Below are 24,944 nucleotides of genomic sequence, written 5' to 3'. Positions count from 1 at the left end.
CAAAATATAAGTTTGGAGAAAAAACAAGAGCTTATTTTGTGAGTTTTGCAACCATAAATTTGATAGGCGTTTTTACAAGGGATGCTTATTTTTTGGATTATTATAGAATCATTGGATTTTTGTAGAAAGAATAAGGGGATAGAAATATATGGATATTGTAGTATGTCAAGTCAAGTACATTTAATCTTTTGTTGGCAAAGGGTTATCCGTTAGTTTTGATACCTAAATTCAAAGGTTTTACTTAAAAAAAAAGCTTAAAACAATTGAAGAAAATATTGAAGAAAGCCGAAGAGAAGCGTAACGAATTGGTTCGTCGTAGCCAATGGATTCTTTGCATGATGTAACGAGCAGGTAAAAAAAATAGTAATGTAAAGCATTGAAATTTTGCTTCGCCAGTTCGCTTTTTAAGGCTCGGTTGGGAGCAAGATAATCATCCAATAGAGATTTGGTCACTAAAGGTTTTTGAGCAAAAGCTTAATTATATTCATCAAAATCCTGTTGAATCAGGTTTTGTGACTGATCCAATAGATTGGAAATATAGCAGTGCTAGAAATTATGGAAATAATGACCAAACACTTTTAGAGATAGATGTGAATTGATTTATAATGTGGGCACGAGCGGGACGCTCGCGCTAGCGGGGGATTTAGATGTTGTAATATTATAAATCGTTTAGTTTAAAATTGAAGGTTTAATTATAGAGGATATTATTAGAGAATATCGTTGCGGGCAAGGATTGCAAATCCCCGTTATCGGTTTTTTCCAATTCGTAGTATTAAATTGTTTTCATTGTAAGCATAGAAAAAAAAATAACTTTCAATATGGATGTAAATAGAAACTAATTATTAATGATTTTTTCTTAACGCTGTACAGTTAAAAATTGATCTCACATACAAAACATTAAAACACGATATCAATAGTAAAATAAAAATACGATAAAATAAAATCATAATAGTAGAGAGCAATAAACATAGTATTGATTGAACTTTAAGATTTTAAAATAGAATAAAAATATGATGTTCACAAAAAAAAACTCTTAATCGGTTGATTAAGAGGTTTTTTTGTGGAGTCGCCGAGAATCGAACTCGGGTCCAAACAAGCAACTAAAAAGCTTTCTACACGTTTATTTCCTGATTGAGTTTTCGATAGTGTGCTAGGCCAGAAACAGCCACACGCTACTTATCTTCTTAATTTCGAAATCCACCCGAAGCTCATGGAAATCTAGGTTTATTTTTACGGTTCCCCTAAATTGACCGCCACAAACCAAGGCTTTCAAGGAGAATCCAGCTTTCCTATCTGATAGGAACGTGGCTTAATCTTACTATAATTCGGATTATGCAGCTAAAGCGTAGTTATTTTCGCCGTGTAAAATGATAAGATCTTATATTTACGAGCAAGGTCTCAATGCTCGACGTGCTTACTGATCAATTCGACTTGCTGTCAAAACCAGTCGACCCCTTTTTTCAAAATCTATAACTTGAATTTTGAGTTGGCAAATATACAATTTTAAACTCTAATTTCTGGTATAAATATTTCAACTAGTTTGCAAAAATCATTCCTATTTTATTCGTCTTTTAATTTAAAAGGATAATCGCCAAATAACGGGGCTAATTTTCGAACATCATATGTTTTTCTAGTGAATTTGTTTGATAGTGCTATAATAGTAACTCCTTCTTTTTGTAAGGTAATGTAAGAGGATGTATTTCCGTGCCACCATCCGTTGTGAAAATAAAAATTTTGTCCCGTTTCCCAATTAACCATTCTAATTCCAAGACCATAGTTTTTAGTTCCTTTTCGCTCATTACTGTAGGGTTTATAAACCATTGCAGTTAATTCAGGAGTTAGAAAACCAGGACTATTTCTTGCTCTATCAAACTTTAATAAATCTCTTGGTGTAGAGTAGATATTTTTATCTCCATAAACAGCATCTAAATAATCTTTGCCTATTTCGACTTTGTTGCCCTTGTATGAGGTAACAGCTGAATCTTTGTCTCTTTTATAATCAAATACATAAGTATTCTTCATATGCAATGGCTTAAAAATTATTTGATTCATAGCCTTTTCATATGGTAGCTTGGTAATTTTTTCTATAATTAATGCCAACATGGCATAGTTGGTATTACAATAACTAAAACGAGTATCTGTTTTAAACTCAAGGCCAATATTTTTAGTAGCCATAATGGTTAAGATATCTTGATTTGTCAATATATTGTGTCTATCCCAAACCGTTTTATCTCTGTCTGTAAAATAGGCATAATTGCGCATTCCACTTCTGTGATTTAATAGTGTTTTAATCGTTACTTCTGGATAAGGAAATTCTTTTAATATGGTACTTACTTTTTGATCTAATTCTATTTTTTTTGCATTAATTAATTTTAAAACTGCAGCTGCAGTAATTACCTTACTAACAGAAGCCAGGTGTAATGGTGTTGATTTAGTAATTAATGTTTTGTCTCTAAAATTAGCAAAACCTTCATATTTTTCATAAATAATTTGACCATTTTTAGCTACTAAAAAACTTCCATTGGCGCTATTGTTTGGCCAATTCTTGTTATAGAAAGAGTCTATTTCTTGTTTTTTTAAAGTAATGTATTCAGGAGTGAGTTTATCTTCAGCTTCCGTTAAAGGCTTCATTTTAGGCATGGTACTCTTAGGAAGTTCGCCATCACTTAACTCAACTTTCTTTTTCTCTTGGGCGCAAGAACTTAAAACCAAAAAGAGCAAGGATATATGTAGTATATTTGTTTTTTTTATAAAATTCATTTCTGTAGTGCTAGAAAGGCAAATATATAGAATCAATGTCTTTTGATTCATTGTTTTTTTAAACCTTAACACTATTTTATTAGTAAATATCAAACGTTATTTTTGTATCATTTTGTACATCAGTCGATAGTAATTTACAAACCACTAATTTTATTTGAAAAATAAATTCAATTTACTTTAAATTGTTATATTTGTAACAAATGTTTACTGTAAAGTTATATTTAGTTAATTTTAAAGCCTTTAATGTTTATGAAATTCGGAATTCTAAAAGAAAGAAAAAGTCCACCGGACAGAAGAGTTATATTTTCACCTAATGAGTTAACGCTTTTAAAGCAAAACTATCCAAGTTTATCTGCAACAGTGGAACGTTCTGATATTAGAATTTTTGAAGATTCTGAGTATGAAAAATTAGGTATTGAAATGACTGACGATGTTAGTGATTGCGATATCTTATTTGGGGTAAAGGAAGTTCCTGTTGAAAATTTAATTCCAAATAAATCGTATTTCTTCTTTTCACACACGATTAAGAAACAGCCTTACAATAGAAAATTATTGCAAGCTATTTTAGAAAAAAACATCGATTTGTATGATTACGAAACAATAGTAGATGCAGAAAATCGTAGGTTAATCGGCTTTGGAAGATATGCAGGAATAGTAGGTGCTTATAATGGAATCAGAGCTTTTGGAATAAAATTTGAATTATTTAAATTGCCAAAGGCAGAAACACTTGCTGGTAAAGAAGCACTGATTAGTCATTTAAAACGAGTAATTCTACCTCCTTTAAAATTTGTAATTACCGGTACTGGAAAAGTCGGTAATGGTGCAAAAGAAGTTTTAGACGCTATAAAAATCAAAGAAGTTTCTGTTGAGAATTACTTAACAAAAAACTACACACAAGCAGTTTATACTCAAATTGACGTTTTAGATTATAATAAACGCAAGGACGGGCTAGTTTTAGATTTTACAGATTTTTATCAAAATCCCACAGAATATATTTCAGATTTCGAAAGATTCACAAAAGTATCTGATATATATCTTACCGGACATTTTTATGGCAATGATGCGCCTGTGATACTTACGCGAGAAATGCTAAAAGCAAATGATTGTAAAATAAAAGTAGTTGCAGATATTTCTTGTGATGTTAATGGTCCAATTGCTTGTACTTTAAGATCATCAACAATCGCTGAACCTTTGTATGGTTATCTTGCAGAGGAGAATAAAGAGGTTGATGTTTTTCATCCAGCGGCAATTGTAGTGATGGCGGTAGATAATTTGCCATGTGAATTACCAAAAGATGCTAGTGAAGGATTTGGGGAAATGTTTCTTGAGCACGTTATTCCTGCTTTTTTTAATGATGATAAAGATGGTATTTTAAGCAGAGCCAAGGTTACTGAGAAAGGAAAACTAACACCTAGATTTAGTTATTTACAAGATTATGTAGATGGTAAATAAAAGTTTATAAAAATAAAATAGCAAACCTGCACTCAAAAGTTGCAGGTTTTTTTATGGGTTTAAATGTAGTTAATAATTCAATTCCTAAACATTACAAATCTCTTAACATCTGATAATTTTTGGGCTGAAACGAAAAGCTTAATTTTGTACTCCATTTTAAAATGGGAAAGAAATGCATAACTTCAGTATTGATTTATTACTTAAAATAGTAAATAGATTATAGGTTACGCACAGAACCATTAAATAGCGATTTATGAAAAAGAATATACCAATTTCTATACTAGAGTTAGCCATTATTACACAAGATAGTAACGCTAAAGAAACCTTTGAAAAAACAAAAGCACTTGCACAACTTGCAGATGAACTCGGATATAAAAGATTTTGGTTGGCAGAGCACCACAATATGGCTCATGTGGCCAGTACTGCAACTGTAATTCTTATTGGTTACATTGCCGGTCAAACTAAAAACATTCGAGTGGGTTCCGGTGGGATTATGTTACCCAACCACGCACCTTTAATTATTGCTGAACAATTTGGAACTTTAGAAATTTTATATCCAAATCGCATCGACTTAGGTTTAGGTAGAGCTCCTGGAACCGATGGATTGACTGCACAAGCCATTAGGAAAGATTTTTATGAGCAATCACAGCGCTTTCCTCAAAATGTTGCAGCGCTTCAGGAATTTTTCTCAGAGGATAATGCTGACGCTAATGTGAGAGCCTTTCCTGCAGAAGGCACTAATGTTCCGATTTGGATTTTAGGTTCTAGCATGGATAGTGCGGCTTTGGCTGCATCCAAAGGTTTGCCGTATGCTTTTGCAGGGCATTTTGCTCCTAAACAAATGCATCAAGCATTCCAGTTTTATCGTGATAATTTTGAACCTTCAAAATATTTAGAAAAACCTAAAACGATGGCTTGCATTAATGCAGTTGTTGCGGATACTGATGAAGAGGCTGCGCGTTTGTCTACGAGTTTAACTCAAATGTTTCTAAATTTAATTCGCAATGACAGAAAACCATTGCAACCACCAGTAAATACTTTAGATGGAATTATGTCTGAGGAAGAGCATTTTCATGTCAACCAAATGACAGCTTGTTCGTTTATAGGAAGTAAAAACAAAGTTGAGGCAGAGCTGAAACAATTTATAAACTACACTCAAGTAGATGAATTAATGATTACAAGCCCCATTTATAACCATGATCATAAATTGAAAAGTGTTCAATTAATGAAAGAAGTGATTGATAATATTTAATAAAAAGTAATTTTCAAAACTGTTGAATAAGAACCTTTTTAATTGATTTATCAAAAATACACGAACCTAATAGCGAAATCTATTATTGAAGGTTATTTTTTATTGTATTTTTGAATTTTAAACACAACTATTTTTGAGAACTTTAATCCATAAGTCTATCCAAAATCCAAAATTGTTCAAGCAACAGCTTTTATTTTGGTCGCAACAATTTCGAGAAATCATTTATTTGGATAGCAATGATTATCCACAAGACTATTCTAGTTATGATTGTCTGGTTGCTTTGGATGCATTTACTTCTATTAAAACCGATTATCATAATGCTTTCGAAGATTTAAAACAATACCAGCAAACAACCAGAGATTGGCTTTTTGGCTATTTATCGTATGATTTAAAAAATAATACAGAGTCTTTGGTTTCCAAAAACTTTGATGGACTAGGTTTTCCTGATTTGTTTTTCTTTCAACCTAAGAAGTTGTTTTTACTAAAAGGAAATCAAGTAGAAATACAATACCTAAATTGCTGTGATGATGAGGTAGAAACAGATTTTAAAGAAATAATAGAAACTGAAATTGCTCGAGAAGAATTAGCATCAAAAGTAATTATTCAACAACGAATTTCTAAAGAAAATTATCTCGAAAAAGTCACAAAAGTGCTTGAGCACATTCATCGTGGAGATATTTACGAAGCTAATTTTTGCATGGAATTCTTTGCCGATAATGCCATAATTAATCCGTTTGAAAAGTTTAGTACACTAAATGCCATATCACAACCACCATTGGCTGTTTTTTTTAAAAACAACAAGCTTTTTTTACTTTCTGCAACACCAGAACGTTATTTAAGAAAAGAGGGCGAAAATATAATTTCGCAACCTATAAAAGGAACCTCAAAACGTTTTTTAGATCCAATAGCCGATGAGAAATCAAAAAATGATTTGGCTTTAGATCCTAAAGAACGCTCAGAAAATATTATGATTACTGATCTTGTGCGGAATGATTTATCTAAAACGGCACAAAAAGGAAGCGTTGAGGTAAAAGAGTTGTGTGGTATTTATTCTTTCTTGCAAGTTCATCAAATGATTACTACGATTACTTCAAAATTAGATGCGCAATATGCTGCTATCGATGTAATTAAAACTAGTTTTCCAATGGGAAGTATGACAGGAGCACCCAAGATAGAAGCCATGAAAATTATTGAAGAACTCGAAGAAACAAAACGAGGTTTGTACAGTGGAGCGGTAGGTTATTTCACGCCAAGTGGCGACTTCGATTTTAATGTGGTTATTCGCAGTATTTTGTACAATCAAGAAAAAAAATATGTGTCTTTTTCAGTAGGTAGTGCGATTACTTCGCAGTCTGTTCCTGAAAAAGAATATGAGGAGTGTTTGCTTAAAGCAAAAGCAATGCGTGAGGTAATGAAATCTATAAATACGAATTAATTAAATTTGAAATGCTACAAAAGTTCCAAAATCATCTGCTAGATAGATTTAAGTTTTTAAGTAATAAAAAGTTGCTTCTTGCTACAAGTGGCGGAATAGACAGCATGGTTATGTTGCATTTATTGGAGAAATTGGATTATAAAATAGGTATTGCACACTGTAATTTTCAATTGCGTGGTGTAGAGAGTTTTGAGGATCAAAAATTCATTCAGGATTACGCTGATGCAAATGGTATTCCTGTATATATTACTCAATTCGATACGAAAGCTTTTGCAGCCGATTATAAACTTTCTACACAAGTGGCCGCTCGAAAATTGCGATACAATTGGTTTTATGAATTACTGGAAACAGAGCAGTACGATTATATTGTAACAGCACATCACGCGGACGATAATCTAGAAACATTTCTGATTAATTTATCTCGCGGTACGGGTTTAGATGGATTAACGGGAATTCCAGAACAAAATGAAAATGTAGTTCGTCCGCTTTTGGCCTTTACTCAACACGATTTAGAAGAATATGCGCGACTAAATGCTATTAAATGGAGAGAAGATAGCAGTAACGCTTCGGATAAATATGTTCGAAATAAAATTCGACACCATCTTGTTCCGCTGTTAAAGGAATTAAATCCTAATTTTTTATTGTCCTTTCATAAAACACAAAGTTATTTGCAAGAAGCCCAAGATATGGTAGATGATGCTGCTATTATGATTTACCAACAAGTGGCAGTTCAAGAAGATGAAAATATTAGTTTTGATTTAAAAAAATTAATGAAATTACCCAATTACAAATCGTATTTGTACCAATGGTTAAATGAATTTGGATTTACAGCATGGAATGATATTTATGATTTAGTAGAAAGTCAGTCCGGTAAATTTGTGCTATCGGCTAATTATCGATTGCTAAAAGATAGAGAAAGTTTAATCTTGAGTCCTTTGGATTTTTCAAATGAAAAACAAGAGTATTTTATCAATCAAGATCAAAAAGAAGTTAATATTCCCTTAAATATTTCCTTTTCGGTAGCAACCGATATTAGTATCGCTTCAAATACAACTATATTTGTCGATTCTGATAAATTAGAATATCCGTTGGTTTTACGTCGTTGGAACGAAGGAGATCAATTTCAACCTTTAGGTATGAATGGAAAATCAAAAAAGATAAGTAAGTTTTTTAAAGATGAAAAATTATCATTGTTAGAAAAAGAAAATACTTGGCTTTTATGTTCCAATAATACTATCGTTTGGATAATAGGTCTTCGTCAAGATGAACGCTTTAAAATTGATAATACAACAAAGAATATACTTAAAATACAATTAGACTAATGAAGAAATTATTATTTATACTTATCGCTTTTTTGGCTTTTGCCAAAGGAAATTCTCAGATTTTAGATCCAGCCAAATGGACTACTAAAATTGAAAAAAAATCAGAAACGAATTATATTTTAATATTTGATGCCGTTATAGAAAACGATTGGCATTTGTATTCACAAACCACTCCAGACGGTGGACCACTTCCTTTAGAGATTACTTTTAAAAATCAAAAAGGGAATTTTAATTTAGTAGGTAAAGCTATAGAAAGCAAAACGAGAACTGCTTATAATGATATATTTGAAGTGAATGAAACCTTTTTTGAAAAGAAAGGTCAAGTGCGACAAGAAATTTCAATTACAAACCCAAAACTAACTGAAGTTAAAGTCGATTTTAATTACCAAGTTTGTAAAGAGGTTTGTATTAACATAGAAAAAAACTTCACGTTCAAAATTCCAGCTTCAGCAATTGCTACTTCAGAAACAGTACTTCCAGTTGATATTGAAGCTGCAAAATTAGATACAACAACTACAGCGGCTACATCAGCTTCGCCTGAAGTAACTACGAATACTGTTGCACCAGAAAAAGTAGTTCCGCATGATAATAAACCCGCAGAGAAAAGAGGATTGTGGTCTATTTTCTTTATTGCTTTTCTATCTGGATTTGCTGCATTGCTTACTCCTTGTGTATTTCCGATGATTCCGATGACTGTTAGTTTTTTTACAAAACAAAGTAAAACAAAAGCAAAAGGAATTCGCAATGCTATTATTTACGGAATTTCGATTATAGCGATATATTTAATATTAGGATTGGTAGTAACTGGAATTTTTGGTGCTGATGCGCTAAATGCTCTGTCTACTAATGTTTGGTTTAACATCATTTTCTTTATCATCTTAGTAACTTTTGCGGCTTCATTTTTGGGAGCTTTCGAAATAATGTTGCCAAATTCTTGGGCAAATAAAGTAGACAGTCAGGCCGATAGAGGTGGAATGATTGGTATTTTATTCATGGCTTTAGCGCTAGCAATTGTATCTTTCTCTTGTACTGGCCCTATCGTAGGAACACTTTTAGTAGAAGCTGCTTCTAAAGGCGGAATAGCACCAATTGTTGGTATGTTTGGATTTTCATTAGCTTTAGCTTTACCCTTTATGTTATTTGCGATGTTCCCAGGTTGGTTAAACTCATTGCCAAAATCGGGTGGTTGGTTGAATACCGTTAAAGTTGTATTAGGATTTTTAGAATTGGCTTTGGCATTCAAATTTTTATCTAATGCGGATTTAGTGTTACAAATGCATTTCTTAGAAAGAGAAGTTTTTCTAGCCATTTGGATTGCAATATTTGGAACATTGGCATTTTATTTATTCGGAAAAATTACATTACCTCATGATAGTCCAATGACACACATTTCGGTGGGTAGATTATCATTTGGTTTAGTAGTTCTTGCTTTTACAATCTATTTAATTCCGGGTCTTTGGGGAGCACCGTTAAAAGTGATTTCTGGTTTTCCACCACCAATGACCTATAGCGAAAGCCCTTATGGCGTTTCTGGTTCAAAAGGAGGATCAAATGCATCAACACAAGTTTTACCTGATGGAGCACATTTAGGACCACATGATTTAATCGCTTTTGATGATTACGACAAAGGAGTCGCTTATGCAAAATCGGTAAACAAACCTATTTTATTAGATTTTACAGGTTATGCTTGTGTAAATTGTAGAAAAATGGAAGACTACGTTTGGTCGGATACTAATATTCTTAAAATATTACAAGGTGAAGTGGTATTGATTTCTTTGTATGTTGATGATAAAAAAGAATTGCCTCAAAACGAGCAATATGTTTCTAAAGAAACGGGGAAAGAAATTACAAGTGTAGGGAATAAATGGAGTGATTTTCAAATCACAAAATTCAAAGCAAATGCACAACCGTATTATATTATTTTAGACAATGACGGCAATATGCTTTCTGATAAGCCAGAAAGTTATAATTCGGATATCAACGCATACAAAGGATGGTTAAGAGAAGGAATTGATCGTTATAAAAAGACCAAATAAAAAAACTTCTAGATTTTATTTTATAAAAGAATTGCGCTAAGCTCCATATATTTATGATGGAATTTAGCGCATTTTTTTTGAGGTAATAAAGGAAATCAATATCGAACTTTTCTATTCTATTGTTTTTTCTATATAATCCGAATTCAAAAGATATAATGCACCCATATATCTTATTTTAAAAGCTACAAGGTCTCCAATTTTATAGTTCTTTTTAGAATTAGAAATATCTATTACTAACATATCCGAACTCGCATCTACAATAGTAATATCAGCGTCATCAGATTCTATATATTGGGGTTGCATATCTAATAATCCAATGTCTAAAATGGCTCGTAAAGAAGTTATTCCCAAATCTTCTACATCATTCATAGAAAAGGAATTTCCTGCTACGTTTTCGCCTAATTCTCCTGTTGGCGTATTGGGTTTTTCCGTAATTTCTATGATCTCTGCAAATAATTTGAAAACATCATTATGCATTCCTTCAATTGTGTCACCAGTAAATAAATCTTTACCAAAAAAGAGTGCTTCTCCTATTCGGAAATGATTTACAGCCATCGGATTTGCATTTTTAAGTATTAACGGAATGGCAACTGAAGTTCCACCAGAGACAAACGGAATGCTAATATTAAATTTAGCTTCAATTAATTGTTTGTATAAACTCAATTGAATTAGTTTGTCTTGTGTTGGCATAACTCCACTTAGGCAATTTAAATTAGTTCCAATTCCTGAAATTTCGATACTAGGCATCTTCAAAATTGTACCATAAAAAGCAATTAATTCTTCGCCCATAACGCCTTCACGCAAATCGCCCATCTCTATCATTATGATGATTTTGTGAATCTTATTTTGTCTCACAGCTTCATCAGAAAGTAATTGTATGGTGTATATTTCAGTATTAAAACTGATGTCTGCATAACGTACAATACTTTCTATGCTTCTCTTTGCGGGAGGTTTGATGTAAACCGTTTGAATTTCAGGATCAAGTGCTTTAATTTTTCTTAAATTACTAACTCTAGAGTCGTGAATTTCGCGTACACCTAAAGCGATGATTTCCTTTAAGTAAATTTTATTACCACATAACAGTTTTGAAACGACACCCCATTCTATGTTTCTGGATTTAAAAGTGTTATCCAGAAAAGCGTAATTTTCTTCTAGTTTTTTTCTATATAATTTTATAAAGGCCATTATTGTTTAATTTTTCGTGGGATTGCTGTTGAAATCCGTGTTAATAATTCATAGTTAAGTTGGTTGCTAAAATCACTGAATGAAGCAACTGAGACTGCCAGTGTTTTTTGAGTGCCAATCAATACTACTTCATCTTCTTTTTTAGCAATATCAACATCGGTTACATCTACTGTCATCATATTCATATTCACAGATCCTACAACAGTACACCGCTGCCCGTGTATTAGCACACGACCTTGATTACTTAAAGATCGACTATATCCGTGACAATAACCAATAGGTACTACTGCAATTTTCATGTTTCGTTTGGCCATGAAGCTGGTTCCATATCCTATAAAATCACCTGTTTTTACATTCTTTACACTCATAATTTTACTTTTCCAACTGATTACTCGTTGCAAAGGATCAATTTTATTTTTTTTAGCTTGCAAATAGGTTACAAATACTTCTGGACTCGGCCACATACCGTATTGCATTATTCCAATTCTAACTAAATCCATTCTAGTTTGAGGAAACATAATTGAAGCAGCAGAACAAGCAGAATGTCTCATCTCTGGCTTTAAGTCATTTTTACAAAACAACTCATATATCTCTTCAAATTTCTTAATTTGATTATCAACTCTGTAATAGTTAGCGACGCTTTCGGCACCAGCGTAGTGCGTACAAAGTCCTTTTAAATAAAGATGTTGTATTTCTTTTTTTACTATCGAAATTACTGCATTTAGATCTTTTTTATCAAAACCAGTACGATTCATTCCTGTTTCGACTTCAATATGTAATATTGCTTTTTTATTGATTTTTTTTGAAATTTTTATTGCTTGATTGAGTCTGCTTTTATCAAAAACAAAGAATTCAACATTATTTTCAATAACCCATTGCATGTCTTCATCATTCACTAAACCCATAACCATTACGGTAACCTTGTCTTCCAATACTTCTTTGACTGCTTTTGCTTCTTGCACATCAAAAACTGAAAAGTGATTAATTCCACAGTTATAAGCCATACTTGTAAACTCTGCTATACCATGGCCATAAGCATTTCCTTTTACCACAGACGAAACGATTACTTTTTTACCAAAAGTAGTTTTTAAAAAATCGACGTTTTTTTGATACGCCGTTTCACTAAGTTCTATAATTGAATTAGTATGCATCAGTAATTTGTTTGCTTATTTGATGAAACATATTGACTCCAGTTTGTATAATTTCATCTGGAAAATCATAATCAGGGTTGTGTAGGGCAGGAGTATTAATTCCAGATCCAATTCCAAACATGGCACCAGAATAGTGTTCTGTGAACAAACCAAAATCTTCTCCCCATGTAAAAGGATATTCTTTTTCTAGTATGTCTAATGAATTGTATTTAGCAGCTCTTCTAATTAATTCTACAGCCTCTATGTTATTTCTATTCGCCTTAAAACTTTGAGTCCATTTGACTTTACATTTTAAATTATTTTTTTTAGCAATTGATTTGGCTAAATTTTCTAAGGTAGTTTCAATGTTTGTCATTTCTAAATTACTGTCACTTCGTATTGTAAAATGAATTTCTCCAATACCTGCAGAAACGCCATATGCTTTTTTACCTAATTTACTATAAATTGGGGTAATCAAACAGTAATTGTTATTAGCAATGTCACTTTGAATTAAAGCATTAAATTCAGTAATAATAGTTGCAATAGCCATAGCTGGATTGTACCCTTTTTCAGGTTCACCTGCATGAGCTGTTTTTCCTTTTAACTTAATAATTATACTATTGACTGCGCAAGAGAATATATGATCTTTTACGATGATTTGGTGCATTTTAAAACCTGGTAAATTATGAAGAGCAAAAGCATAATCTGTTTTTATATATTGAAAACGATTATCTTCTACCACTTTTTTTGCACCACTACCATCTTCTTCCGCTGGTTGAAATACTAGAATAACAGTTCCAAATTCAGGCTTTTCAGCATGTAGTTTTTGAGCTAAACCACATAAAATTGCACTATGGCCATCATGTCCGCATTTATGAGAAACTCCTTTATTTAAAGATTTATGCTCAAACACATTGGTTTCCTCTATGGGTAAAGCATCTAGTTCCGCTCTAAAAAGCACCGTTTTGCCTTTTTTCTTACCATTATAGGTTGCAATAATGCCCGTTTTTCCAACTGCTGTAATAATCTCATCCGGAGGATACTTTTGTAAAAAAGAAACAATACGTTTGGCTGTATTAAATTCGTTTCCTGATACCTCTGGATTTTGATGTAGTTCTTTACGTAAAATTGTAAGTGCGCTTAAATTTTCCATTTTGATTTATTTAATCAATCTCATTTCTAGGTATTTATTAGTAAATCCTAAACTTTCGTATAATTTTTTAGCGGGATTATCAGGTTCTACATGAAGAGCAATATTCCCTTCAGCAATAGATATGGCTTTTTGCATTAATTGCTTTCCGTATCCTTTTCCACGTTGTGAATTATCTACTGCGATATAAACTAAAATATTTTCAGGAATAAAATCCTTCATTCCAGTATTGTTTAGGATCACAACACCTACAATTTTTTGATCATCAATTCCAACCACAATATTTCCCCCTTTATTAGGGTTCATTACATAATCTATGCATTTTGTAATATCCTCGATAGTATCTCCGTACTGTTCTAAATGGGTGCATAGAAACTGAGCAATGGTTTTATTCGAATAGATTGTATTTTCTCCAGTGGTATTATTAATTTGCTTGAATTCCATTTTATATAATTTAATATTAAATTTTAAGCAATACTTATTTGCTGACTTTCAGTAAATGAAAGCCATTTAGTAAAACTTAATTTTGATTATTTATTAGCCTGTAATTAGAATTTTTCTAAAGGCAAAAGATGCAGAAAAACTGCAAAAAATAGTTAAGATTTATTCAGTGTTTTGTCTGAAAAATAAAATCTTAGTTTTGAGTTGAAAGTTTTAAAAAAGAACTTAAATAAACTGCAAAACATAATTAGGTATTTCACAAAGATAAGATAAAAATCCGCTTTATGAGCTATAAAATGGCTTTAGTGTGTTTTTCTGAATCTGAACAAATGTTTTATTTGTTTAATTTGATATAAAAATTAAAAATTATTAAAGGTTTTAAAGTATTTATAGTTAGTTGTTTACGTGTTTTTTTATTGTTTTTAATTTGATAATGTTATTCATTTATGAAAAAATTAATGAATTATTTCAATTTGGTAATAAAAATGGATATTTAGCTTAAAATTAGTCTTTAACCGAGTAGTGCTTTATTCTAAAACGAAGTCTTAATAAATTTGTATAGTGCTTTTTTTGTGTGAAATTGTAATTCATAATTTTAAAAAATCTAAAGTGATCACAGAATATTGAAACAGTTTATTTATCTTTAAAAACTATTTAAATTCAAAAAAATTTATGAAAAAACTATTAACTATAAGCGTACTTTTTTTTAGTGTGTTTATTTTCGCTCAAAGTAATGCCAGCACGTATGTTGCTGATAATTACACTAAAAAAGAAGTACACATCAAAATGCGTGATGGCGTAGAATTATTTACTGCAATATACTCGCCAAAAGACGTTACTAAAAAGTATCCAATTATTATGCAAAGAACGCCTTATAATTCGGGTCCTTATGGCGAAGGTCAGCTAAAGAGAAGTATTTCTCCAAGCGAAACCATGATGAAAGAGGGCTACATTGTAGTATATCAAGATGTTCGCGGAAGGTATATGAGTGATGGTTTATATGATAATATGCGCGCTTTTGTTCCCAATAAAAAAGGAAAAACGGCTATTGATGAAGCATCAGATACGTATGACACCATCGATTGGTTGGTAAAAAATGTGTCTAACAATAACGGAAATGTTGGAACTTGGGGAATTTCATATCCAGGATTTTATGCTACTTATTCATTGTTAAGTAATCACCCCGCTTTAAAAGCAGTTTCTCCACAAGCTTGTATTTCAGATTTCTTTTTTGATGATTTTCATCATAATGGTGCTTATCTTTTGAGTTATTGGAAAGTAACGCCATTATTTGGTCCGCAAAAAACAAAGCGTACTGCAGATTCATGGTTTAAATTTCCTGAAATAGGAACTAATGATGATTATCAGTTTTTTTTAGATGCGGGTCCATTATCTAATCTAGACAAATTTTATGGAAAAGATAACGAATTTTGGCAGCAATTAAAGGAGCATTCAAGTTATGATGATTTCTGGCAAAAACGCGGTATTTTACAACATTTAAAAGATATAAAGCCAGCTGTAATGACTGTAGGAGGTTGGTTTGATGCAGAAGATTTGTACGGACCATTAAATACTTATTCTACAATTGAAAAGAATAGTAAAAACTACAATACAATCGTTATGGGACCTTGGAGTCATGGTGATTGGGCTAGAAACTCTCCAAAACAAGTGATTGGTAATATTAATTTTGGAGATAGTATTTCTGGATTTTATCAGAAAAATATTGAAGCTAATTTCTTCCGTCACTTCTTAAAAAATAATGGTAAAGGAGAAAACAAATTGCCTGAAGCTTATGTTTTTGATTCAGGTATAAAAGATTGGAAAACATTTGATGCTTGGCCTCCAAAAAATACAGTGAAACAGGATTTCTTTTTGCAAGAAAATAAGTTGACAACTATGGCCAAAAGAAATATAGCTTTTGAAGAGTTTGTTAGTGATCATAAAAAGCCAGTTCCTTACTCTGAGGATATCAAACAACAAGGCATGACACCAAGAAAATATATGACGGATGATCAACGTTTTGCTGCTAGACGACCGGATGTAGTGGTGTTTGAAACCGAAGTGCTAACTGATGATACTACTTTGGCTGGTGCCATTTTAGCGAAACTTCAAGTAGCTACGACAGGAACAGATGCAGATTGGATCGTTAAGGTGATTGATGTTTTTCCTAATGATGAACCAGAAACAAAGGAAATTGCACCTTATTTAAAAATGAGTAATTACCACATGATGGTTAGAAGTGAAGTAATGAGAGGCCGATTTAGAAATAGTTTTTCAAAACCGGAGCCTTTTGTAGCCAATGAGAAAACGGCCGTAAATATCAAATTACAAGATGTTTTTCATACTTTCAAAAAAGGGCATAAAATACAGATTCAAGTTCAAAGCACTTGGTTTCCTTTGATCGATTTGAATCCGCAGACTTTTGTTGATAATATTTTTTACGCTAAGCCAGAAGATTTCCAAAAGCAAACGCATAGAATTTATAATGATTCAAAAATTGAGTTTACTGTTTTAAAATAAATTTTAGTTGAGTTGAAATCAAAAAAAGCACCAATTGTAAAAGAGTACAATTGGTGCTTTTTTAATATTAGTTTGTAATTTTATTTTAAAGTGTGTTGACTTAATATTTTATAAACTTCATTAATATTATTTCCGCTTTTTCCGAACTGTTTGATAATTGGAGCATTATCATGATTTAACCAAATTTTCAGTTCGGCATCCATGTCTAATATTCCAGCACTTTCTTTTGAAAATTTCTTTATACTCGAATACGGAATTGTCATGTATTCTACTTTAGTTCCAACTAATTGTTTCTCAGCAAGAATTAATCTTTTATTAGTAAAAATGAACATGTCTCTTATAAGCTTGTAAGCCTTTTCTATTGTTTCACCATCTATTAAAAGTGGTTCAAATTCTTTAGCAACATTATCAATAGTAACTTCAGAAGCATTGCCCATTATGGCATTAAATAGTCCCATTATTTTCGTTTATTTTTGATTGTATTTTGTTTTGTACCTGTCGTTCAACTTTGTTTGATGCGTTTCTAAACTAATCATTCTACCTTGAATAAAGGCATTTGTCAATTTGTTAGTTCTCATATCTAGTGCGTCTCCTTCAGAAATGAATAATGTTGCATCTTTTCCTTGCTCTAAGGTACCACATTGCGCATCAATTCCAAGTAATTTAGCCGTATTTGAAGTAATTAATTTTAATGCTTCCTCTTTATCAAGTCCATAAGCTGCGCAAGTTCCGGCTAAGAAAGGTAAGTTTCTTGTATTCATTCTTTCGTGAGATCCACTATTTTCTAAACCTACTACAACGCCTTTATCGGTCAATAATTTAGCAGCTTTATAAGGCAAATCAATATCATCGTCATCATTTTCAGGCATTTCATGTACTCGTCTAAGAAAAACACCTACATTGTTTTTTTGTAATAGCTCACCAACTTTGTAGGCTTCATAACCTCCAACTATGACCATTTTTTTAATGCCGTTTTCTTTAGAAAATTGAACCGCATCTGTAATTTGCTTTTCATCATTTGCATTAATGAATAGTGTTTGACTTCCGTCGAATAATCCTTTGGTAGCTTCAAGGACTAAATTTCTTTCTTTAGAACTAGCCCCTAAATACGCTTTAGCATCAGCCAGAAAAGAGGCTAATTCAGCAATTTGCTTACTATAATCTTTATTTGCTTCAATTCCTCCTGGTTCAAACCAAGAGCCACTTCTTTTAAAAGTAGCAGGAAAATTCAAGTGAATCCCATCATTTTCTTTTATCAAAGCATCTTTCCAGTTCCAGGCATCCAATTGAACTATTGATGAGGTACCAGAAATTCTTCCTTCGCGAGGTGTTATTTGTGCCATCAAAATGCCGTTTGGTCTTACTGTCTCTATTACTTTAGAATCTGCTGTATAAGCAATAATACTTCTAATGTGTGGCTTCATTTCACCAATTTCTCCTTCGTCATCAGATGATTTTACGGCATCAATTTCAACCAAACCTAATGTAGAATTTGGTGCGATAAATCCTGGATAAACGTGTTTTCCACCCGCATCAATTGTAATGTCGTAAGCATCTTTAGCTAAACGAATTAAGGTAGCATCGGCAACTAAGTTTATTTTTCCATCTACAAATCCTATAGCGCTATTTTCTATAACTTTTCCATTTCCTAAATGGGCTGTAGCATTCATAATCAAAACTGATTTTGATTGTGCTGCAGCAGGAGTTTGTTGCGCTTTTGTCAGTATTGATATGCTAAATACCAATAGTAAAAGATATATTTTTTTATTCATCATATTTGTTTTTTATTATTGCTTCAATAATTTTAAAGCTTTAGTAAGATTTCAATTCAGTTGCATCTGGTGTAAAGACAAAAACTAAAATTTTAATTCAGTATTTACTCTTCCATAGTATCACAATGATAGGCTACTTTTTCTGTTTTTTTAGGTTGTTGAGTAGTCATTCCTTTGTTCTTTTCTTGTAGCAACTGACCAATTAATTCGTTTCGTTCTTTTGCAATAGCAATTCTATTTTCTTCATCTTTCTTACTATCATAATAAACAACACCTTCAATTAAGGTTTTTTCAGCTTTTGCATAAATAGATAGCGGATTATTATTCCATAATACAACATCGGCATCTTTACCTACTTTTATACTTCCTACTTTATTGTCGATATGCAATAATTTTGCTGGATTTAATGTTACAAATTTCCAAGCATCTTCTTCAGAAATATTACCATATTTAACTGCTTTGGCAGCTTCCTGGTTCAATCTTCTTGACATCTCAGCATCATCAGAGTTGTATGCTACTACAATTCCAGCATTGTGCATAATAGGTCCGTTAAAAGGAATTGCATCGTTTACTTCAAACTTATAAGCCCACCAATCCGAGAAGGTCGAAGCTCCCACGCCGTGTTCTTTCATTTTATCCGCAACTTTGTAACCTTCTAGAATGTGCGTAAAAGTGTTTACTTTAAAGTTAAATTTATCTGCTACATTCATTAACATCAAGATTTCTGATTGTACATAAGAGTGACAAGTAATAAAACGCTCCTTATTTAATATTTCGGCTAAGGTTTGTAATTCTAAATCTACTCTTGGTGCTTTTTCTTTTTCTTTTTTACCGCTTGAATTGTATTTTTTCCAAGCTAAATCATATTCTTTTGCACGTTGAAAATAATCTGTAAAAACTTGTTCGACTCCCATTCTGGTTTGAGGGAAACGAGTTGGATTTGTAATTCCCCAATTGGCTTGTTTTACATTTTCTCCTAAAGCAAATTTGATAAATCCGGGTTGGTCTTTATAAAGCATTTCTTCAGCCGATGCGCCCCATTTCCATTTTACAATTGCTGAGCGTCCACCAATAGGATTTGCTGAACCGTGTAACAATTGAGAGATGGTTACTCCTCCTGCTAGATCTCTGTAAATATTAATATCTTCTGAGTTTACAACGTCTTGAATAGTTACTTCCGCACTTGAGTTGTGTCCGCCTTCATTTACTCCATTAGAAATAGCAATGTGAGAATGTTCGTCAATAATTCCACTCGTTAAATGCTTTCCTTTTGCATCTATAATAGTTGCTGAAGCATCCGAAATGTTTTTTCCTATTGAGGCAATTTTTCCGTTTTTAATTAACACATCTGTTTCTTCTAGAATACCTTCTTTTTCATTCGTCCAAACAGTAGCGTTTTTAAAAAGTAAAGTCTGAGCTTGTGGTTTCTCTAAATTACCATAGGCAACATTAGGAAAAGTAATAGGCATAAGTCTATTGTTCTTTTCTACTTTGGTTGAATCTGCTATTTTTACAAAAGGAGCTGTTTTTGTGGCAGTCCATTTTACTTCTGTACCGTTAAATAAAACTGCTTTCCCAGAAAGATCTTGTGTGTTTTCAACATATCCAATAAGCCTTGTAAAATTGGTTTTTAACGTGTCATTAGGTTTTACGACCGTTGAAAGCCAATTATTAGACATCGTAAGTTTTGATTTGATTTTTTTAGAATCTGTAGTGGTGATTTCTGATTTTGGTGCAGCAATTTCTCCATCTATTTTCCATTTAAATTTCTCATTATCAATAGTTAAATCATAATTACCACGAATATCTTTAGTAGTCATGTCATTAACTACGAATTTATTTCCTTGAACCCAGTTTTCGTATAGCGTGGTTTTCTCATCGAAAATTTCGCCAGATGTAATTACAAAATTTGCTAAACTACCTGTTTTTAAAGTTCCTATTTCGTTACTTTTCCCCAAAATAGCGGCAGGGATTGTAGTTAAGGCTTCAAGTGCTTTTGTTTTATCAAAACCATATTTAATGGCTTTCAAAAGATTGGTTCTAAAATCTTCTATTTTCTTTAACTTATCCGTAGTTAAAGCGAATACAATACCATTATCCGAAAGGATTTTTAGGTTAGTTGGTGCTTGATTCCAGAAACGCAAATCTTTCAATTCCATTTGATCGGCTTGATTTGGATCTGAAACATCATAAGCTGCAGGGAAATCGATTGGAATGATAAATTTAGCATTCGTTTTTTTGATTTCTTGAATTCTTTCAAATTCATTTCCGTTTCCTTTCAGAACGTAATTTAAACCAAATTCTTTTGCTATTTTTGAAGCTCTTAGACTATTCAATTTGTCTTCTGAAGCAAATATTTGTATTAATTTTTCATTATTAGACAATGCTTCTAATGATAAATCTTTATTTGTCGCATTTCCTTTTTTGTACCAGTCTAAATCAAAATACATTTGACGTAATAAGGCCATCATTCCCATTAAGGAACTAGGATAGGCTTGGTTTGTAGTAGGACTTTTAGTAAAAGCAAAATGATTGGTTATTTTGTCCGATAACAATTGACTGCTTTTATCAAAGTTATTTAACGCTATCAATGTACCCGTTCCGCGGGCAATTCCGTTTGGAACGTGAGTGCCTACAACTCCAAAACCTGCTTTTAATAGTTCTTCTGCTTTCTTTTCATCATAGGTGAAATTTTCATACGCATTCACTTCAGAACGAATACTTTCATTCCAATAGAAACCAGTTCTTTTGGTATCGTATAACGGATTTCTTTCTGTATTTCTTTTTGGTTTTTCAATTCCAAAACTAGAATACATATCTATAAAGGAGGGATAAATAGATTTTCCTTCAAGGTTTACAGTTGTGCAATTTTTAGGGATTTCAATATTTGTTCCCGTTGCAATTACTTTACCATTTTGTACTATTAGTGTTCCTTTTTCAATAACTTGAGTCGGTGAAACATAAATCTTTGCGTTGGTAAAGGCGGTAAAATTTGTGTTTTTGTTTGGTACGCCTTCATTATTAGGAAAATATTCCTGTGCGTAAATTTTTGGCAGTAAAAAACTGAAAATGAGTAGAAGTAGGGTTTTTTTCATAATATAGTTTTGTAATTAATTCCTAAAAGTATTAAAATGTTAATGTTTAACCAATTATTTTTTAATAATTACTGTAAAATTTTATTTAAAAATGCACATATTGTATTTATTTCCTTTAAAACACCTTTATTTATACAGTAATTATAATAAAACACTAAATTTTATGCCATAGTTTAAATTTTAAAAAAGATCAATTTAATCAATTTTATATTTTGAAAGATTTGTACTAATAATTAAAAATTTTAGTTATTTTTAGATTCAAAATAAGAAACTATGCTAATTAAAGTTTTTGGAAGTGCTGTTTTTGGGGTTGAAGCCACAACAATTACCGTTGAAGTAAATATAGACAAAGGCATTGGATATCATTTAGTTGGTTTGCCAGATAATGCGATTAAAGAAAGTAGCTATCGAATTGCAGCCGCATTGAAAAATAACGGCTATGCTATGCCAGGAAAAAAAATCACTATAAATATGGCTCCTGCCGACTTACGTAAAGAAGGCTCTGCCTATGATTTGACTTTAACGATAGGAATATTAGTAGCATCAGGTCAAATAAAAGCAGATGAAGTAGACAAATATATTATTATGGGCGAGCTTTCGCTTGATGGGAGTTTACAGCCTATACGTGGTGCTTTACCAATTGCAATCAAAGCTAAAGAAGAAGGTTTTAAAGGTTTTTTTCTTCCAAAACAAAACGTAAAAGAAGCAGCGATTGTCGCTGGTCTTGATGTTTATGGCGTTGAGAATGTGCAAGAAGTCATTGATTTCCTTGAAGGAAAAGGCACTCTGGAACCCACAACGATTGATACGCGTGCCGAATTTTATAAGACTTTATACTTTCCTGAATTTGATTTTTCTGATGTAAAAGGACAAGAAAGTATCAAACGGTGTATGGAAATTGCGGCAGCCGGAGGTCATAATATCATATTAATAGGCCCGCCTGGTGCAGGAAAAACAATGTTAGCCAAAAGATTACCTAGTATTTTACCACCAATGACTTTGCGCGAAGCCTTAGAAACTACAAAGATTCATAGTGTAGCCGGAAAACTGAAAGAAGTAGGCTTAATGAATCAACGTCCGTTCCGCAGTCCGCATCATACTATTTCAAATGTTGCTCTTGTCGGGGGAGGAAGTTATCCGCAGCCAGGAGAAATTTCGATGGCGCACAATGGGGTTTTATTTCTTGATGAATTGCCAGAGTTTAAACGCGATGTTTTAGAAGTAATGCGCCAACCATTAGAAGATCGCGAAGTAACGATTTCGAGAGCTAAGTTTACCGTTACTTATCCCTCTTCGTTTATGTTGGTGGCAAGTATGAATCCTAGTCCAAGTGGCTTTTTTAATGATCCAGATGCACCACAAACCTCTTCTCCACATGAAATGCAACGGTATTTAAGTAAGATTTCAGGACCTTTATTAGATAGAATTGATATTCATATAGAAGTGACTCCAGTTCCTTTCGAAAAATTATCAGATGATCAAAAAGCAGAAAGTAGTGTAGCGATTCGTGAAAGAGTAACGGCAGCGCGTGAAATTCAAACCGCACGATTTGAACAAATGGATCATATTCATTATAATGCCCAAATGAATACCAAACACATTAGGGAACATTGTGCGCTTGATGATGTTTCTAAACAACTATTAAAAACAGCAATGGAACGACTGAACCTTTCAGCTCGAGCCTACGATCGTATTTTGAAAGTGGCAAGAACTATCGCTGATCTTGATGCTGCGCCAACAGTTATTTCGAGTCATATAGCTGAAGCGATACAGTATAGAAGTTTAGATAGAGATGGATGGTTGGGTTAATAATCAAAAAAAAGTCCACGGTTTAAAACGTGGACTTTTTTTTTTGACAATATTCTTTATTAACTTCTTCGTTCGTTAGAACGTCTATCGTTACCCGCACTTGGGCGTCTCGGACCAAAACTATTATTACTTCTAGTGGTATTTTCTGTTTTAGTTGTATTGGTAGACTTTGGAGTTCTTGGAGTAGAATTTCGTTGTTGTCTTCCTTGTCCTTGTTTTATCGGTTCTTTTGAGGCATTAGGATCTGGTTCAAATCCTGCGATTTGTTCCATTGGCAATCTAATACCAATCAATTTTTCAATATCTCTTAAAAAAACAGTTTCATCTGGACTGAATAAAGAAACAGCTTCTCCACTTGCTCCAGCTCTTCCGGTTCTACCAATTCGGTGAACGTAATCTTCTGGAATATTAGGCAATTCAAAATTGACAACATGGGGTAATAAAGGAATATCTAAACCACGAGCAGCAATATCAGTTGCTACTAAAGCAGTTAAACTTCCATCTTTAAAACCAGCTAATGCCTTGGTACGTGCACCTTGGCCTTTATTACCATGTATAGCAGCTGCTTTGATTCCAGATTCAATCATACTTTCACAAAGTTTATTTGCGCCTTGCTTTGTACGTGTAAAAACTAAAATTTGCTTCCAGTTTCCTTCTGTAATCAATTTAATTATTAGTTCTGTTTTTTTCTCTTTGGCAACCGGATATACTTTTTGAATGATAGCATCAACAGTAGTGTTTTCTGGAGTTGCTTCCACTTGCACAGGATTGTGCAAAATACCCATTGCTAATTTCTTGATGTCTCTAGAAAATGTAGCCGAGAATAGTAAATTTTGTCTTTTTGAAGGTAAAACTTTCAATATGCGCTCAATATCTCTTAAGAATCCCATATCCAGCATTCTGTCTGCTTCATCCAAAACTAAGATTTCAACTTTTGCAAGGGATATTAAACCTTGATTTTGCAAATCGATTAAACGACCTGGAGTGGCAACTAAAATATCTACACCTTGACGTAGTTGTGTTACTTGTGGGTTTTGGTTGACACCTCCAAAAATTACAGTACTTTTTAAGTATAAATATTCACTATATTCTTTGATATTAGCAAGTATCTGTGCTGCTAATTCTCTTGTGGGCGTTAGGATCAAAGCACGAATAGGTCTATGTCTTAACTGTTGACCTTGCGATAATAATTGTAAAATAGGTAATGTAAAACCTGCTGTTTTTCCTGTTCCTGTTTGGGCAGATGCTAAAACATCTTTTCCTTCTAATACGGGTGGAATTGCTTTTTGTTGTATTGGGGAAGGTGTTGTGTATCCTTTTTTGCTGATTGCTTTAAGTAAAGCATCAGATAATCCTAATGAGCTAAATGACATAAATGGTGTTTATGAAGCAAACACAATTAGTTGGTTTACTTCTTTAATTTGGCGCAAAGGTAGTGCTAATTTTCCGATGTGTTTTTGTTTGCTATTATTTGTTTGTTTATAATGCCAATAGAAGTTCTCCTCTCCTTGTAAATTTGAATTACAATACTTTATTAATGCAATATTTGCTTTGGTTAAAACCAAAAAAAAACCGGGTTATAATG

Annotated in this window: 16 protein-coding genes and 1 other RNA gene; 7 read left to right on the top strand and 10 right to left on the bottom strand. The window is 32.5% G+C overall.

The window, feature by feature from the left end:
- Positions 1-1,058: 1,058 nt before the first annotated feature.
- Together ssrA and MW871_RS14050 are read right to left on the bottom strand one after the other, a co-directional pair.
- Positions 1,059-1,455, bottom strand: a transfer-messenger RNA (tmRNA) gene (ssrA, locus tag MW871_RS14055).
- A gap of 105 nt (positions 1,456-1,560) precedes the next feature.
- Positions 1,561-2,811 (bottom strand): serine hydrolase domain-containing protein, encoded by a 1,251-nt coding sequence (locus tag MW871_RS14050; RefSeq protein WP_248429095.1) that lies wholly within the window; start codon positions 2,809-2,811, stop codon positions 1,561-1,563.
- 198 nt (positions 2,812-3,009) lie between these two features.
- Here MW871_RS14050 and MW871_RS14045 point away from each other — a divergent pair, with 198 nt between their 5' ends.
- The 5 genes from MW871_RS14045 (at position 3,010) to MW871_RS14025 (ending at position 10,257) form a co-directional block, all read left to right on the top strand.
- On the top strand, positions 3,010-4,212 hold the full coding sequence (locus MW871_RS14045; RefSeq protein ID WP_248429094.1) for an NAD(P)-dependent oxidoreductase: 1,203 nt from the start codon (positions 3,010-3,012) through the stop codon (positions 4,210-4,212).
- Between the two features lie 253 nt (positions 4,213-4,465).
- Complete coding sequence (locus tag MW871_RS14040) at positions 4,466-5,464, top strand: LLM class flavin-dependent oxidoreductase (protein WP_248429093.1); 999 nt, start codon at positions 4,466-4,468, stop codon at positions 5,462-5,464.
- 133 nt (positions 5,465-5,597) lie between these two features.
- The gene (locus MW871_RS14035) at positions 5,598-6,899 is read left to right on the top strand and encodes an anthranilate synthase component I family protein (RefSeq protein ID WP_248429092.1); all 1,302 of its coding nucleotides are present in this window, start codon (positions 5,598-5,600) and stop codon (positions 6,897-6,899) included.
- Positions 6,900-6,910: 11 nt separating this feature from the next.
- Positions 6,911-8,221, top strand: coding sequence for a tRNA lysidine(34) synthetase TilS (gene tilS, locus MW871_RS14030; RefSeq protein WP_248429091.1), 1,311 nt, complete (start codon positions 6,911-6,913; stop codon positions 8,219-8,221).
- Entirely contained in the window at positions 8,221-10,257 is a 2,037-nt protein-coding gene (locus MW871_RS14025) for a protein-disulfide reductase DsbD family protein (protein ID WP_248429090.1), read from the top strand. Before tilS ends, MW871_RS14025 begins: the two co-directional genes overlap by 1 nt.
- A gap of 111 nt (positions 10,258-10,368) precedes the next feature.
- Here MW871_RS14025 and MW871_RS14020 read toward each other — a convergent pair whose 3' ends face one another.
- The 4 genes from MW871_RS14020 to MW871_RS14005 are packed head-to-tail and all read right to left on the bottom strand — an operon-like array spanning position 10,369 to position 14,166.
- The gene (locus MW871_RS14020; RefSeq protein WP_248429089.1) at positions 10,369-11,442 is read right to left on the bottom strand and encodes an alanine/ornithine racemase family PLP-dependent enzyme; all 1,074 of its coding nucleotides are present in this window, start codon (positions 11,440-11,442) and stop codon (positions 10,369-10,371) included.
- Positions 11,442-12,593, bottom strand: coding sequence for an alanine racemase (gene alr, locus MW871_RS14015; protein ID WP_210646850.1), 1,152 nt, complete (start codon positions 12,591-12,593; stop codon positions 11,442-11,444). Before alr ends, MW871_RS14020 begins: the two co-directional genes overlap by 1 nt.
- The gene (locus MW871_RS14010) at positions 12,583-13,725 is read right to left on the bottom strand and encodes an amidohydrolase (RefSeq protein ID WP_248429088.1); all 1,143 of its coding nucleotides are present in this window, start codon (positions 13,723-13,725) and stop codon (positions 12,583-12,585) included. The genes alr and MW871_RS14010 overlap by 11 nt, the downstream gene beginning before the upstream one ends.
- Positions 13,726-13,731: 6 nt before the next feature.
- Positions 13,732-14,166, bottom strand: coding sequence for a GNAT family N-acetyltransferase (locus tag MW871_RS14005; RefSeq protein WP_248429087.1), 435 nt, complete (start codon positions 14,164-14,166; stop codon positions 13,732-13,734).
- Positions 14,167-14,835: 669 nt separating this feature from the next.
- On the opposite strand from MW871_RS14005, the gene MW871_RS14000 reads away from it, so the two are divergent.
- Positions 14,836-16,683 (top strand): CocE/NonD family hydrolase, encoded by a 1,848-nt coding sequence (locus MW871_RS14000; protein ID WP_248429086.1) that lies wholly within the window; start codon positions 14,836-14,838, stop codon positions 16,681-16,683.
- Between the two features lie 80 nt (positions 16,684-16,763).
- Here MW871_RS14000 and MW871_RS13995 read toward each other — a convergent pair whose 3' ends face one another.
- From MW871_RS13995 to MW871_RS13985, 3 genes are all read right to left on the bottom strand, one after another.
- A complete protein-coding gene (locus tag MW871_RS13995) occupies positions 16,764-17,141 on the bottom strand; it encodes a PH domain-containing protein (RefSeq protein ID WP_248429085.1) in 378 nt (125 codons plus the stop codon).
- A gap of 9 nt (positions 17,142-17,150) precedes the next feature.
- Entirely contained in the window at positions 17,151-18,458 is a 1,308-nt protein-coding gene (locus MW871_RS13990; protein WP_248429084.1) for an amidohydrolase family protein, read from the bottom strand.
- A gap of 101 nt (positions 18,459-18,559) precedes the next feature.
- Complete coding sequence (locus MW871_RS13985) at positions 18,560-21,550, bottom strand: amidohydrolase family protein (RefSeq protein ID WP_248429083.1); 2,991 nt, start codon at positions 21,548-21,550, stop codon at positions 18,560-18,562.
- Positions 21,551-21,823: 273 nt separating this feature from the next.
- Here MW871_RS13985 and MW871_RS13980 point away from each other — a divergent pair, with 273 nt between their 5' ends.
- Complete coding sequence (locus MW871_RS13980; RefSeq protein ID WP_248429082.1) at positions 21,824-23,359, top strand: YifB family Mg chelatase-like AAA ATPase; 1,536 nt, start codon at positions 21,824-21,826, stop codon at positions 23,357-23,359.
- A 59-nt stretch (positions 23,360-23,418) separates the two neighbouring features.
- On the opposite strand, the gene MW871_RS13975 is transcribed toward MW871_RS13980, so the two are convergent.
- Positions 23,419-24,732 (bottom strand): DEAD/DEAH box helicase, encoded by a 1,314-nt coding sequence (locus MW871_RS13975; RefSeq protein WP_248429081.1) that lies wholly within the window; start codon positions 24,730-24,732, stop codon positions 23,419-23,421.
- Positions 24,733-24,944: the final 212 nt, after the last annotated feature.

The sequence above is a fragment of the Flavobacterium pygoscelis genome, from assembly GCF_023162025.1.
Classification (GTDB): Bacteria; Bacteroidota; Bacteroidia; order Flavobacteriales; family Flavobacteriaceae; genus Flavobacterium; species Flavobacterium pygoscelis.
This window is presented reverse-complemented; position numbering and strand designations above follow the sequence as displayed.